Raw genomic sequence first — 12,904 nt, 5'->3', positions numbered from 1 at the left:
CACCGGGCCGTACCTGCTGCGACCCTACCGACCCCCCAAGGGGACAAAAGCCCCAGGTAACGACTTCAAGCCCGGTCTTGACGCGACTCTGATACGGGCCCCCGCGACCCCGGCAACGGCGGGGGTACGGACGGCGGACGACCTCTCGCTCGGAGCCGCCGGAGGGCGGGTGAGCTGCGAAGACCACTCGTATGGGGCATAGGTCGTATGGGGCATGGGGAGTGGAGCGGGGAGAGCTGGTGGAGGCAGGCGGGTGAAAATGCCGTCGCCCGGCCGCGCCCCGGCTGCGACCATGCCTCACATGACCGAGGCACCTCCGAACACGTCGACGACGCCCGCCGGAACCGAAGTGCGCATCGCCCACACCTCGGACCTGGACACCGCCACCCTCAAGGCGGCCCGCACCCTCCTCTACGACGTCTTCGACGACATGACCACCGAGGACTGGGAGCACGCACTCGGCGGCCTGCACGCCCTGGCCCACGAGGACGGCGAACTGATCGGCCATGCCTCCGTGGTCCAGCGCCGCCTGCTGCACGGCGGCCGCGCGCTGCGCTGCGGATACGTGGAGGGCGTCGGGGTACGTGCGGACCGGCGCGGCCGTGGCCACGGGGCGGCGATGATGGCGGCCCTGGAACGCGTCATCCGGGGCGGCTACGACCTCGGAGCGCTCGGCGCCTCCGACGAGGCCGCGGACTTCTACGCGTCCCGCGGCTGGCAACTGTGGCGCGGCCGCTCATGGGCCCTCACCCCGAACGGCCTCCAGCGCACCGCCGACGAGGACGGCTGCATCTACGTCCTCCCCACCGGCTCCACACCCCTCGACCTCGAAACCGACCTCACCTGCGACTGGCGCGACGGCGACCTCTGGTGACAGACGGCCGAACCGGACCACTGCCGCACGCCACGGCAGCCTCAGCCTCAGCCCCAGCACCGGCCCCGGCCCCGGCCCCGGCCCCGCCGGGGGGCCTCCCCCCTCCCCCACCCCTCCTCCCCCTCGCCCTTCCCTCCTTCAGCCATCACCCACTTCAGGTCTTGCCCCCCTCAGCCGTTCACTCACCGCAGCCGTTCGCCGACCGCAGCCGTTCGCCGACCGCAGCCATTCACTGACCGCAGCCGTTCGCCAACGTCAGCTCTTGCTCACCCCAGCCGTTGCTCACTTCAGGCTGCTGCTCACTTCAGGCTGTTGCTCAACTCAGCCACTGCTCACCACAGCTGGAGTTCACCCCAGCTCACTCCCCCTGCCGCCGCTCACTACGGCCGTTCCCCACGGATCAGCTCCTCCTCCCCGCTGCAGACGGGCGAGGCGGAAGCAGCAGGGGGGTAACGGCAACCCCGCGCCCAGTCAGTCCGCGCCCTGCTCGGTGATCAGACCGTCGTTCAGCCCCATGACGCGGTCGGCGAGACCGAGAAGGTTGGAATCGTGGGTGGCGACCAGAGCCGTGACACCTTCGCTGCGGACCACCGCGCGCAGCAGTTCCATCACCTCCATGCCGGTCTCGGCGTCCAGTTGCCCGGTCGGCTCGTCGGCGATGAGCAGGGCGGGCCGGTTGGCAAGTGCCCGGGCTATGGCGACGCGCTGCTGCTGGCCGCCGGAGAGTTCGCCGGGCCGCTGCTCGGCATGGTCGGCGAGGCCCACCAAGGACAGCAGCAGTGCGACACGCTCGTCACGCTCCCGCGGCGGGACCTTGCGCAGCCGCAGCGGCACTCCGACGTTCTCGGCGGCGCTCAGTATCGGTATCAGCCCGAAGGACTGGAACACGAAGCCGATATGGTCGCGCCTCATCTCCAACAACCCGCTCTCACCGAGATCGGCGAGCAGCGTGCCGTCGACGGTGACCCGTCCCGAGTCCGGGGTGTCCAGACCACCTATGAGATTGAGCAGCGTCGTCTTGCCGGACCCGGAGCGGCCGCGCAGGGCGACCAGTTCACCGCGCGGCACGCTGCACGACACCCCGCGCAGGGCGTGCACAGCACCGGCGCCGCTGCCGTAACTACGGTGCAGATCCTCGACGACAACCATCGCACCCGCCCCACTCCCCCCGTCGTTCATGGCCCTTCCCCCACTTCCCCACTCCCCCACTTCACTCCCGCTTCGCCAACCGCCCGCACCCAACTCCCGTACGATCCAGGCCCGTTGAGCGCTGCGATCGCCGGAGCCTCGCGTCGCCTGCCGATGGCGTCAGTATGCGTACCGCGCAGTTCGGCAGGCAACGCCTGTGGATAACTCTGGATCAGCCCCGGTCACCGCCGACCGAGTCCGCCTAGCTGGGGTTCTCCGCATGGGTCAGGGTTTCCCAGCCGACGAAGAGGTTGTTGGAGCCGGCCGGCCGCTGCTTCTCGGTCAGCTTCCGGGTGTTGGCCATCTCGTGGTGCATCCGGTTGTGCAGTGCGTTGTAGCCGACCTCGGTGACGGGGCCCAGGCCGCGCTTGAGGCTGCCGCCGCACAGCCATGACGGCGGCGCCGTACCCAGCTCGTACGTGGCGTGGAAGCCGAGTGCGTGGCGCAGGCGGTCGGCGACCTCCGGGTAGATGTCGTCGCCCTGGATGCGACTGGTCTCGGCGATGTGCGAGATGGCCGACAGGCCGTATCCGGTGTGGGTGAAGTCGCGGCAGGTTTCCTGGGTGAGGCCGTCGACGAAGGTGGTCTGCCCCTGCCAGTACTTGATGATCTTGTCGCGGGTGTTCAGGCCGCTGCCCGGTGTGGTCTTGGGCAGATCACCGTCGGATTTCAGATAGATGTACGCGGGAACCCGGGCGCGGAACGTGGCGACGGCCTTGTCGTAGGAGGCCCTGTCCTCGATGAAGACGGAGATGCCGACGGCCGCCTCCATCATGCTCAGCTCCCAGTTCCCGTTGCTGTTGGAGCCGTTGATGACCTCGGGAAGGTAGACGTCGCGCAGCATTCCGGCGAAGCGGTCGACGCGGCCCTTCGGCCAGGCGTCGTAGGTGTAGCGGATGATCTCGGCGGCGCGGGGCCAGGAGGAGCCGGCCCAGCCGGTCTGCAGCGGCGCGTTGCTGTTGGTGTGGTCCTTGAGGGTGCCGGACCAGGCGTCCATGATCTGGATCGCCTTGTCCGCGTACTTGCTGTCGCGGGTGATGTACCAGGCCAGCGAGAGGGCGTAGGCGGCGAGGGCGTCCTCGCGTTCGTCGGTGCAACCGTAGTTGGGGTCGGAGTACGGGCCGCATTCGACGATGGCACGGGGCTTGGGTGTGCGTGACAGCGAGGCGTATTTGCTCGCCAGCATCGCGTCGAATGCGTCCTTCCAGGGCTGGGCACCGGAGTTGACCTTGCTTCGGGTGAAGTCGAGCTGGGCGGTGCCGACGAGGACGCCGGGGTGGGTGAAGGCGGCCGGCGCCGCGGTGGACGGGGCACCTATGAGGAGGCTCGCCGTCAGGGCCCCGAGCAGGACGCCGACGACGAGGGTGAGCTTTCTGCGCATGGGGGGTGTGCCTTCCTGTCGAGATGCTCGATGGACGGGAGCTGTTCTCGTACATGAACGACAAGCGTTGACATGAACGCCTTTGATGGCTGGCGAACGTAAGGGGAAGCCATGGCGCCGTCAAGACCTGGCGCCGGAGCGATGCGGAATCAACCACCTTTTCCCAGCAGGCACTTCAGCCTTCTAAGAAGAGGGAAAAGGAAAGAGGGAAACGGGGAAACAGGGAACAGGAAGACAAGCGAAGGGCGGCCCCGGGGAGAGTCCTCTCCCCGGGGCCGCCCCCCTGTCTCCGGCCGGCTCCAACCGGGCTCCAGCCCGGCCTCGAACCTGCCCCGCCTCTACCCCCGCCCCTCCACCAGGTTCTTCAAGGCAATATTCAGCTCCAGAACATTCACCCGCGGTTCACCCATGAAGCCGAGAGTCCGACCGTCGACGTGGTCCTCGACCAGCCGGCGCACCTCGTCCGCGGGCAGGTGGTTCTCCTTGGCGACCCTGGCGGCCTGGAGTTCGGCGTACTCCGGGGAGATGTGCGGGTCGAGACCGGAGCCGGAGGAGGTGACGGCGTCCGCCGGGACCTTCGACTCGGCGACGCCGTAGGTCTCCGCGACCCACTTCTTGCGCTCCCGCACCGCCTTGACGAGGTCGGTGTTGGTGGCGCCCAGATTGGAGGCGCCGGAGACCTGCAGGTCGTACTGGGTGTTGACGCCGTTGGCCTTGTTGCTGCCCAGTCCCGCCGAGGGGCGCGGCTGGAAGAACCCCAGGTCCGGAACCGGATTGCCTTCCTTGTCCTTGCCCTTGTCGTAGCGCTGGCCGAGCAGCGCGGAGCCGACGACCTTGCCGTGGGAGCGCACCTCGGACCCGTTGGCCTTGTCGTGGAAGGCGGCCTGCGCCACTCCGGTGACCACCAGCGGGTAGACGACCCCGCAGACCACGGTCAGGACGAGCAGCGCGCGCAGCCCCGCGCCCAGCAACCGGGCGGTGTTGCGTACCGAGTTGTTCATGTCGGTCACAGCTCCTAAGTCAGTGCAGCCCGGGGATGAGGGAGATGAGCAGGTCGATGAGTTTGATGCCGATGAACGGGGCGATCAGGCCGCCGAGTCCGTAGACGGCCAGGTTGCGGCGCAGCATCTTGTCGGCGCTGACCGGGCGGTACTGCACGCCCTTGAGGGCGAGCGGCACCAGCGCGACGATGATCAGCGCGTTGAAGATGATGGCCGAGAGGATCGCGGAGTTGGGGCTGGACAGCCGCATGATGTTGAGGGTGTCCAGGCCGGGGTAGGCCACCGCGAACATCGCGGGGATGATCGCGAAGTACTTCGCGACGTCGTTGGCGATCGAGAAGGTCGTCAGCGCACCGCGCGTGATCAGCAGCTGCTTGCCGATCTCGACGATCTCGATGAGCTTGGTCGGGTTGGAGTCCAGGTCCACCATGTTCCCGGCCTCCTTGGCGGCCGAGGTCCCGGTGTTCATGGCCACACCGACGTCCGCCTGGGCCAGCGCGGGTGCGTCGTTGGTGCCGTCACCGGTCATGGCGACCAGCTTGCCGCCGGCCTGTTCGCGCTTGATGAGCGCCATCTTGTCCTCGGGCGTGGCCTCCGCGAGGAAGTCGTCCACGCCCGCCTCGTCGGCGATGGCCTTGGCCGTCAGCGGGTTGTCACCCGTGATCATGACGGTCTTGATGCCCATCTTGCGCAGCTCGACGAAGCGTTCGCGCATGCCGTCCTTGACGACGTCCTTGAGGTGGATGACGCCCAGGACGCGCGGGCCGCGCTCGTCCTCCAGGGCGACCAGCAGCGGGGTGCCGCCGGCCTGCGAAATGGCGTCGGTGAGCTGCTGGGCGTCGCCGGCGACCTCGCCGCCGCGCTCCTGGACCCAGGCGATGACCGAACCGGTCGCGCCCTTGCGGATCTTGCGGTGCTGGCCGTCCTCGGTGACGTCCACACCCGACATCCGGGTCTGGGCGGTGAACGGTACCCACTCGGCGCCGGTCAGCTCGCCCTGGTGGCGCTCGCGCAGTCCGTACCTCTCCTTGGCGAGGACGACGATGGAGCGGCCCTCGGGGGTCTCGTCAGCCAGTGAGGACAGCTGGGCCGCGTCGGCGACCTCGGCCTCGGTGGTGCCGCGTACGGGGACGAACTCGGCTGCCTGGCGGTTGCCGAGGGTGATGGTGCCGGTCTTGTCGAGCAACAATGTCGATACATCGCCTGCCGCTTCGACGGCGCGTCCGGACATGGCCAGGACGTTGCGCTGGACGAGCCGGTCCATGCCGGCGATGCCGATGGCCGAGAGCAGCGCGCCGATCGTCGTCGGGATCAGGCAGACCAGCAGCGCCAGCAGCACGATCATGGGCTGTTCGGCGCCCGCGTAGATCGCGAACGGCTGGAGGGTGACGACCGCCAGCAGGAAGACGACGGTGAGCGACGCGAGCAGGATGTTCAGCGCGATCTCGTTGGGGGTCTTCTGCCGTGCGGCGCCCTCGACGAGGTTGATCATCCGGTCGATGAAGGTCTCGCCGGGCTTCGTCGTGATCTTGATGACGATGCGGTCGGAGAGCACTTTCGTGCCACCGGTCACGGCCGACCGGTCGCCGCCGGATTCGCGGATGACGGGGGCGGACTCGCCGGTGATGGCGGACTCGTCCACCGACGCGACGCCTTCGACGACATCGCCGTCACCGGGAATGATGTCGCCGGCCTCGCAGACGACGAGGTCGCCGATGCGCAGTTCGGTGCCGGGTACCTGTTCCTCGGTCGTGCCGTTCAGGCGACGCGCCACGGTGTCGGTCTTGGCCTTGCGCAGGGTGTCGGCCTGCGCCTTGCCGCGGCCCTCGGCGACCGCCTCCGCCAGGTTGGCGAAGACGACGGTCAGCCACAGCCAGGCGGCGATCGCCCAGCCGAACCAGTCCGAGGGCGATTTGAGAGCGAAGACCGTGGTCAGGACGGAGCCGACCTCGACCACGAACATCACGGGGGACTTGACCATGACCCGGGGGTCGAGTTTGCGTATCGCGTCCGGGAAGGACTTGACCAGCTGCTTGGGGTCGAAGAGACCGCCGCCCACGCGGCCGTCGCCGGGCTTGTGCCCGCTGGGGACGTCCTGGTGCGGAGCGCGGGTCGGAGTGGCTGTCGAGCTGGAGGCCATGGAGCCCGGCTCCTCTGGTTTCACGGGGGCGGTCATGACAGGCCCTCCGCCAGCGGCCCGAGGGCCAGCGCCGGGAAGTAGGTCAGACCGGTGATGATCAGGATCGTGCCGACGAGCAGCCCGGCGAAGAGCGGCTTCTCGGTACGCAGAGTGCCCGCGGTCTCCGGGACCGGCTTCTGCTCGGCGAGCGAGCCGGCCAGCGCGAGCACGAACACCATCGGCAGGAAGCGGCCGAGCAGCATGGCCAGACCGATCGTGGTGTTGTACCAGGGCGTGTTGGCGTTCAGGCCGCCGAAGGCGGAGCCGTTGTTGTTGGCGCCGGAGGTGAACGCGTACAGCACCTCGGAGAAGCCGTGCGAACCGGCGCCCAGCGCCTTGGTGTTGAGCATCGAGCCGAGCGCGTCCGGCAGCACCATCGACGCGGCGGTGAAGCCGAGGACCAGCGTCGGGGTGATGAGGATGTAGCAGGCGGCGAGCTTGATCTCGCGGGTGCCGATCTTCTTGCCGAGGTACTCGGGCGTGCGGCCCACCATCAGGCCGGCGATGAACACCGCGATGATCGCCATCACGAGCATGCCGTAGAGGCCGGAGCCCACTCCGCCGGGTGCGATCTCGCCGAGCATCATGCCGAGCAGCTGGATGCCGCCGCCGAACGCGGTGAAGGAGGAGTGGAAGGAGTCCACGGCTCCGGTGGAGGTCAGGGTGGTGGCCACCGAGAAGATCGCCGAGGAGCCGACGCCGAAGCGGGTCTCCTTGCCTTCCATGGCGGCGCCCGCGGCCTGCAGGGCCGGGCCGCCGTGGGCGAACTCGGTCCACATCATCAGCGCGGTGAAGCCGAGCCAGATGACGCCCATCGTGGCCAGGACGGCGTAGCCCTGCTTCACGTTCCCGACGAGCCTGCCGAAGGTGCGGGTCAGCGCGAACGGGATGACGAGGATCAGGAAGATCTCGAAGAGGTTGGTGAAGGGGTCGGGGTTCTCGAAGGGGTGGGCGGAGTTGGCGTTGAAGATGCCGCCCCCGTTGGTGCCCAGTTCCTTGATGACCTCCTGGGAGGCCACCGCGCCGCCGTTGGTCTGCTGGGAGCCGCCCATGAACTGGCCGACCTCGTGGATGCCGGAGAAGTTCTGGACGGCGCCGCAGGCGACCAGGACCAGGGCGCCGACGACGGCGATCGGGACGAGCACCCGGATGGTGCCGCGGACCAGGTCGGCCCAGAAGTTGCCGAGGTCGCCGGTGCGGGACCGGGCGAAGCCGCGGACCAGGGCGACGGCGACGGCCATGCCGGTGGCGGCGGAGACGAAGTTCTGCACCGCGAGGCCGGCGGTCTGCACGACGTGGCCCATGGCCTGCTCGCCGCTGTAGGACTGCCAGTTGGTGTTGGCGACGAAGGACGCCGCGGTGTTGAACGCCTGGTCGGGGCTGATCGACGCGAACCCGAGGGACAGCGGCAGACCGCCCTGTACCCGCTGCAGCAGGTACAGCAGGAGCACACCGGCCGCGGAGAACGCCAGGACGCCGCGCAGATAGGCGGGCCAGCGCATCTCGGCGTCCGCGTTGGCGCCGATGCAGCGGTAGACGACCTTCTCGATACGGAGGTGCCGGGGCGAGCTGTAGACGGCGGCCATGTAGTCGCCGAGGGGGCGGTACGCCAGGGCGAGCGCTGCGATGAGCGCTGTCAGCTGGAGCACGCCTGCGAGGAGGGGGCTCATGTCGCCCGCTGCGGCAGCAGCTATGGACACGTCAGAACCTCTCCGGGAAGACGAGCGCGAGGACCAGGTATCCGAGGAGGGCGACGGCAACGATCAAGCCGACGATGTTCTCGATGGTCACAGCTTCGTCACCCCCTTGGCGACGAGGGCCACCAGCGCGAAGACCGCGATCGTGACGACGACGAAGGCCACGTCGGCCATCGTGTGCTCCTAGATGACTGGGGAGATGAGGACCTCCACAGCAAAGCGTCGTTCCCGGGCGGCTCGAACTCTGTTGACGCCTCCCTTACGGCCATTAGCGCTCCGTTGACGGAACCCATACGCGCCCGTTTGTGACCTGCGCAAACGCGAAAGGGCCCGGGCCCCCTCACGGGGGTCCGGGCCCTTTCGACCATCGTGATCCGGCCGAGATGCGGACGTCTTCGCGCCGCTCGGCCGCGCGATCCGGTCAGCGGATCTCGGTGATCTCCGGTCCGCGTTCCAGACGCTCCACGCCACCGCCGAAGCGGGACTGCTCGGCCGCGTCCTGCTGCACGCCGTCCGGCACCATCTGGGCGTCGTCCGGCAGCTTCAGCACGATCGGGTCGCGCGGCGCCATCGGGCCGTCACCGCGGACGATGACGGTGTCCCGGAAGATGTGCTCCAGCACGCCCGCGGCCTGCGGCTGCACCGCGCCCTGGCCGGAGATCACCCCGCGCAGGAACCACCGGGGACCGTCGACACCGACGAAGCGCACGACCTGCACGCCGTTGGTGCCGTCCGGCAGCTGTACGGGCACCTGGGCACGCAGCTCCCAGCCCAGCGGGCCCTCGACCTCGTCGATGACCCCGCCCTGCTGGGTGATGCCGGCGGCGATCTCCTCGCGCACCTCGCCCCAGATGCCCTCGTTCCTGGGAGCGGCGAAGGCCTGCAGCTGTACGGCGCTGTCCTGCAGCACCACCGTCGCGGCGACGATCGCGTCACCGGCGACCTCCACCCGCAGCTCCATGCCCTCGACACCGGGCACGTACAGGCCACCGAGGTCCACCCGGCCCTCGCCGGGGTCCTTGACCTCCGACGAGTCCCAGGGACCGTCGGGGCGCGGCGCGGGCGGGAGGTTGAGCCGCGCCGGCGCCGCCTCGCCCTCGTCGGCACCGGTCACCGCGTGCTCGCCGGCGAGCGTGGTGTCCTTGGCCGACTCTTCAGAAGCCTCGTTCTTCTTGCGACGTCCGAACACGTCACTGTCCTTCCCGGTCGGCACCGACCGATGCGTATTCATTCCCGCCCGTGGAGCCGCCCACCGCCGCATGACCGCCGGTGGAACCGAATCCCCCCTCGGCCCGCGCCGAGCCGGGAAGTTCCGCCACCTCGTGGAAGCGCACCTTCTCGACCTGCTGGACGACCAGTTGGGCGATCCGGTCGAACCTCTCGAACCGCACGCTCTCGCGCGGGTCCAGATTGACCACGATCACCTTGATCTCTCCACGGTACCCGGCATCCACCGTCCCGGGGGCATTGACCAGCGCCAGTCCGCAGCGCGCTGCGAGCCCGGACCGGGGGTGCACGAACGCCGCGTACCCGTCGGGCAGCGCGATCGACACCCCGGTGGGCAGCACGGCGCGCTCCCCCGGCGCCAGCTCGGCGGCCTCGGTGGTCACCAGATCCACGCCCGCGTCGCCGGGATGTCCGTACGACGGAACGGGCACTTCCGGGTCCAGCCGCCGCAGCAGTACATCCACCGGATTCCGTACCTGACTCACGGGTTCACCTCAAAGGCACGTGCTCGTTTGACCTGGTCCGGGTCGGCCATCGCCGCCTGGATCTCCTCGGTCCTTCCGTTGTCGATGAAGTGGTCGACCTTCACCTCGATGAAGACGGCCTCGGCGCGCACGGCGACCGGGCCGTCCGGGCCGCCTATCCGGCCCACGGCCGTCGAGTAGATCTTCCGCCCGTGCACCGCGGTGACCCGGGCGTCCAGATGCAGCACCGTGCCCAGCGGCACCGGCCGCAGGAAGTCGGTCTCCAGCCGGCCGGTCACCGCGATCACCCGCAGCAGCCAGTTCAACGAGCCGAGCGTCTCGTCCAGCGCGGTGGCCAGCACTCCGCCGTGCGCCAGACCGGGCGCGCCCTGGTGGGCCTCCTTGACGGTGAACTCGGCCTGCACGCTCACGCCGTCCCCGGCCCGCGCCTCCAGGTGCAGACCGTGCGACTGGCCCGTACCGCAGCCGAAGCACCGGTCGTAGTGCGCGCCGAGGAGTTCTCCGGGCGCCGGGCCGTCGGGGTGCCGGACCGGCGCGACGGCGTCCTTCGGTGGCGTCAGCCGCGGCGACTCCGTGCTCGTTCTGTCAGTTCCACTCACGAGTGCAGACCCTACCCGCGCGCGTAAGGGGCCCGCGCCGCCGTGCCAAGCTGGGTTCATGCAGTCGTACGAAGAACGTCTCACCGCGCCCCGGTCCTGGTGGGTGATCGCCGCACTGATCGGCGTCGCCTGCGCCCTGATGCTCCTCCCCCTGGGGACGCTCCCGATGCTCGGCGGGCTCATCGGCGGTGCGGCGCTGTCCGCGGTGGCGGTGAGCTCGTACGGCTCGGCGCGGATCCGGGTGGTGGGCGGCGCGCTGATCGCCGGCGACGCGAAGATCCCGGCGGCGGCGCTGGGCGAGGCGAGGGCGCTGGACGCGGACGAGGCGCTGGCGTGGCGTACGCACAAGGCCGACGCCCGCGCGTTCATGCTGCTGCGCAGCTATGTCCGCACCGCGGTGCGGGTGGAGATCGCGGATCCGGACGACCCGACGCCGTACGCGTACCTCTCCACGCGGCAGCCGGAGCGCCTGGTGGCGGCGCTGACGGCCGTACGCGGCTGACCGGCGCGGCGGGGCGTCCCGTCAGCCCTCGGGCGTGGCGAGGGCGTCCCAGGGGACCTGGTGCGCACGCAGGTCCTTGCGGATCTTGTCGGCGAGCCTTCTGGTGGCGCGGCGGTTCATGAACGCGCCGACGGCGGCGCCGATCATGAACGGCATGAGGTTGGGCAGGTTGCGCAGCGTGCGCTTCATGATCTGCTGGCGCAGTTCGCGCTTCATCTGCCCGCCGAGCGCGATGTTCAGCGAGGCCGGTGCGGCGATGTCGATGCCCCGTTCCTCGGACCAGGACGTCAGGCAGGCCATCGCGCGCTGCCGGAAATTGCCCGCGGGGCGCAGGCCGTAGACCTCGTGCAGCTCGGCGATCAGCTTGATCTCGACCGAGGCCACGCCGGTGATCTCGGCGGCCAGCTCGGCCGGCATGGCGGGCGGAGCGGGCAGCATCGCCGCCGCGCCGACGCCCGCTCCTACGGCGGCGGTGCCCGCGCAGGCGCCCGCGACCAGCTTGTCGGCCAGCTCCTCGGGGGTCAGGCCGGGGAACTGGGCGCGCAGCGTGGCGAGGTCGCGGACCGGGATCCGCGGGGCGGTGGCGATGAGGCGGTCGGCGATCGCGGCGATCCCCAGCCGCAGCCGGCCGCCTGCTCGGCCCGCGGGGCCGGCCAGGGCCGCGAGCGAGGCCCTGCGGCCTCGCTCCCGCGGTGCACCGGTCGTCCGCTCCGTGGGAAGGGCGGTCGGATCGGCGGGCACGGACGCGGTCTCCTCGCGTGGTCGTGCGCCGGCCGCCGGGCCGCTGACGCCCTTGGGACCCTTACGGAACGGGTTCACGCCTGCCACGGCGCAGGCCGGTCTCAGGCCGCGCAGTCGCGGCAGATCGGCTGCCCGTTCTTGTCCTCCGCGGCGAGCTGGCTGCGGTGGTGCACCAGGAAGCAGCTCATGCACGTGAACTCGTCCTGCTGCTTGGGCAGCACGCGCACGGCGAGCTCTTCGTTGGACAGGTCGGCGCCGGGCAGCTCCAGGCCCTCGGCCTGCTCGAACTCGTCGACGTCGACGGCAGAGGCGGACTTGTCGTTCCGCCGCGACTTCAGTTCCTCGATGCTGTCCTCGTTGAGGTCGTCATCGGTCTTGCGTGGAGTGTCGTAATCCGTAGCCATTTTCGCTCTCCCCCTCTGGGTGTCTGCGGTGTCTCAGCGCTCGTAACGCGTGAGAGGCCGGACTTGTGCCCGACCTGAGGCGGAGATTTTGCCTCACATCAAGGTCTGTTACTCAATCGACACCCAACCGCACCCCTGAAGAGGTGATCGGTTTGGATGGCGATCAGGACCGTACACGGTCCGAATGTCGCACCTCGCGCAGCCCATCACCTGTACTTCCCGTAATCCAGCCCCCCGGAAACCCGGACTTCCCCGGCATTCCGCAGTGCATTTCGATCACGGAGCGTAGATGGCTGGAAATTCGCGCCTGTGAGCGATCACACACGCGTAGACCGGCGGTCGGACCGGTGCAATTCCGCGCAAAGCGAACTTGGCGAAGGATCCCCGGCCGACCCCCATTTCGTCAAACCGGGAGGCGAGACGGTGTACGGCCGCGAGACGGGCGATCGTACGCACTGATGTCCGACGGGCGCCCACGGGGGTGCCCCGCCGCTCCAGCGGCCGTACAACCACCCTCTGGCCTGCGTCAGAGCGGCAGGACGACGCGCATGGTCAGGCCGCCGCCCTCGCGGGGCTCGGCGGTGATGCTGCCGTCGTGGGCGCGGACCACCGAGCGCACGATGGAC

General features: G+C 69.5%; 13 protein-coding genes. 2 read left to right on the top strand and 11 right to left on the bottom strand.

Going from position 1 to position 12,904, the window contains the following annotated elements:
- Positions 1-301 precede the first annotated feature (301 nt).
- Positions 302-874 (top strand): GNAT family N-acetyltransferase, encoded by a 573-nt coding sequence (locus ACZ4NB_RS36860; protein WP_467667414.1) that lies wholly within the window; start codon positions 302-304, stop codon positions 872-874.
- A gap of 471 nt (positions 875-1,345) precedes the next feature.
- Here ACZ4NB_RS36860 and ACZ4NB_RS36855 read toward each other — a convergent pair whose 3' ends face one another.
- The 9 genes from ACZ4NB_RS36855 to ACZ4NB_RS36815 all read right to left on the bottom strand — a co-directional run bounded on the left by ACZ4NB_RS36855 (position 1,346) and on the right by ACZ4NB_RS36815 (position 10,631).
- The gene (locus tag ACZ4NB_RS36855) at positions 1,346-2,053 is read right to left on the bottom strand and encodes an ABC transporter ATP-binding protein (protein ID WP_467667413.1); all 708 of its coding nucleotides are present in this window, start codon (positions 2,051-2,053) and stop codon (positions 1,346-1,348) included.
- 211 nt (positions 2,054-2,264) lie between these two features.
- Complete coding sequence (locus ACZ4NB_RS36850; protein WP_467667412.1) at positions 2,265-3,443, bottom strand: alginate lyase family protein; 1,179 nt, start codon at positions 3,441-3,443, stop codon at positions 2,265-2,267.
- Positions 3,444-3,781: 338 nt separating this feature from the next.
- Entirely contained in the window at positions 3,782-4,444 is a 663-nt protein-coding gene (gene kdpC / locus ACZ4NB_RS36845) for a potassium-transporting ATPase subunit KdpC (RefSeq protein WP_467667411.1), read from the bottom strand.
- 19 nt (positions 4,445-4,463) lie between these two features.
- Positions 4,464-6,584, bottom strand: coding sequence for a potassium-transporting ATPase subunit KdpB (gene kdpB / locus ACZ4NB_RS36840; RefSeq protein ID WP_467667410.1), 2,121 nt, complete (start codon positions 6,582-6,584; stop codon positions 4,464-4,466).
- 32 nt (positions 6,585-6,616) lie between these two features.
- Positions 6,617-8,293 carry a potassium-transporting ATPase subunit KdpA gene (gene kdpA, locus ACZ4NB_RS36835; protein ID WP_467667430.1) on the bottom strand — a complete coding sequence of 559 codons (1,677 nt, stop codon included), beginning with the start codon at positions 8,291-8,293 and terminating at the stop codon, positions 6,617-6,619.
- Positions 8,294-8,324: 31 nt separating this feature from the next.
- On the bottom strand, positions 8,325-8,414 hold the full coding sequence (kdpF, locus tag ACZ4NB_RS36830; RefSeq protein WP_016575741.1) for a K(+)-transporting ATPase subunit F: 90 nt from the start codon (positions 8,412-8,414) through the stop codon (positions 8,325-8,327).
- 327 nt (positions 8,415-8,741) lie between these two features.
- Positions 8,742-9,509 carry a DUF3710 domain-containing protein gene (locus ACZ4NB_RS36825; protein WP_467667409.1) on the bottom strand — a complete coding sequence of 256 codons (768 nt, stop codon included), beginning with the start codon at positions 9,507-9,509 and terminating at the stop codon, positions 8,742-8,744.
- 1 nt (position 9,510) lies between these two features.
- On the bottom strand, positions 9,511-10,032 hold the full coding sequence (dut, locus tag ACZ4NB_RS36820; RefSeq protein WP_451656751.1) for a dUTP diphosphatase: 522 nt from the start codon (positions 10,030-10,032) through the stop codon (positions 9,511-9,513).
- Positions 10,029-10,631 carry a PaaI family thioesterase gene (locus ACZ4NB_RS36815; protein WP_467667408.1) on the bottom strand — a complete coding sequence of 201 codons (603 nt, stop codon included), beginning with the start codon at positions 10,629-10,631 and terminating at the stop codon, positions 10,029-10,031. Before ACZ4NB_RS36815 ends, dut begins: the two co-directional genes overlap by 4 nt.
- A gap of 58 nt (positions 10,632-10,689) precedes the next feature.
- On the opposite strand from ACZ4NB_RS36815, the gene ACZ4NB_RS36810 reads away from it, so the two are divergent.
- The gene (locus ACZ4NB_RS36810; RefSeq protein ID WP_467667407.1) at positions 10,690-11,133 is read left to right on the top strand and encodes a DUF3093 domain-containing protein; all 444 of its coding nucleotides are present in this window, start codon (positions 10,690-10,692) and stop codon (positions 11,131-11,133) included.
- A 21-nt stretch (positions 11,134-11,154) separates the two neighbouring features.
- On the opposite strand, the gene ACZ4NB_RS36805 is transcribed toward ACZ4NB_RS36810, so the two are convergent.
- Positions 11,155-11,961: a hypothetical protein gene (locus ACZ4NB_RS36805; RefSeq protein WP_467667406.1), complete on the bottom strand. Its 807-nt coding sequence runs from the start codon at positions 11,959-11,961 to the stop codon at positions 11,155-11,157.
- A 14-nt stretch (positions 11,962-11,975) separates the two neighbouring features.
- Positions 11,976-12,278 (bottom strand): DUF4193 domain-containing protein, encoded by a 303-nt coding sequence (locus tag ACZ4NB_RS36800; RefSeq protein WP_003982531.1) that lies wholly within the window; start codon positions 12,276-12,278, stop codon positions 11,976-11,978.
- Between the last annotated feature and the right edge of the window lie 626 nt (positions 12,279-12,904).

The organism is Streptomyces sp. NPDC026575, assembly GCF_055567415.1.
This window is presented reverse-complemented; position numbering and strand designations above follow the sequence as displayed.

Bases quoted from the DNA above. Each gene is read 5' to 3' on its own strand.
- ACZ4NB_RS36860 (WP_467667414.1), top strand. From the start codon at position 302: ATGACCGAGGCACCTCCGAACACGTCGACGACGCCCGCCGGAACCGAA.
- ACZ4NB_RS36855 (WP_467667413.1), bottom strand. From the start codon at position 2,053: ATGAACGACGGGGGGAGTGGGGCGGGTGCGATGGTTGTCGTCGAGGAT.
- ACZ4NB_RS36850 (WP_467667412.1), bottom strand. From the start codon at position 3,443: ATGCGCAGAAAGCTCACCCTCGTCGTCGGCGTCCTGCTCGGGGCCCTG.
- kdpC (WP_467667411.1), bottom strand. From the start codon at position 4,444: ATGAACAACTCGGTACGCAACACCGCCCGGTTGCTGGGCGCGGGGCTG.
- kdpB (WP_467667410.1), bottom strand. From the start codon at position 6,584: ATGGCCTCCAGCTCGACAGCCACTCCGACCCGCGCTCCGCACCAGGAC.
- kdpA (WP_467667430.1), bottom strand. From the start codon at position 8,293: ATGAGCCCCCTCCTCGCAGGCGTGCTCCAGCTGACAGCGCTCATCGCA.
- ACZ4NB_RS36810 (WP_467667407.1), top strand. From the start codon at position 10,690: ATGCAGTCGTACGAAGAACGTCTCACCGCGCCCCGGTCCTGGTGGGTG.
- ACZ4NB_RS36800 (WP_003982531.1), bottom strand. From the start codon at position 12,278: ATGGCTACGGATTACGACACTCCACGCAAGACCGATGACGACCTCAAC.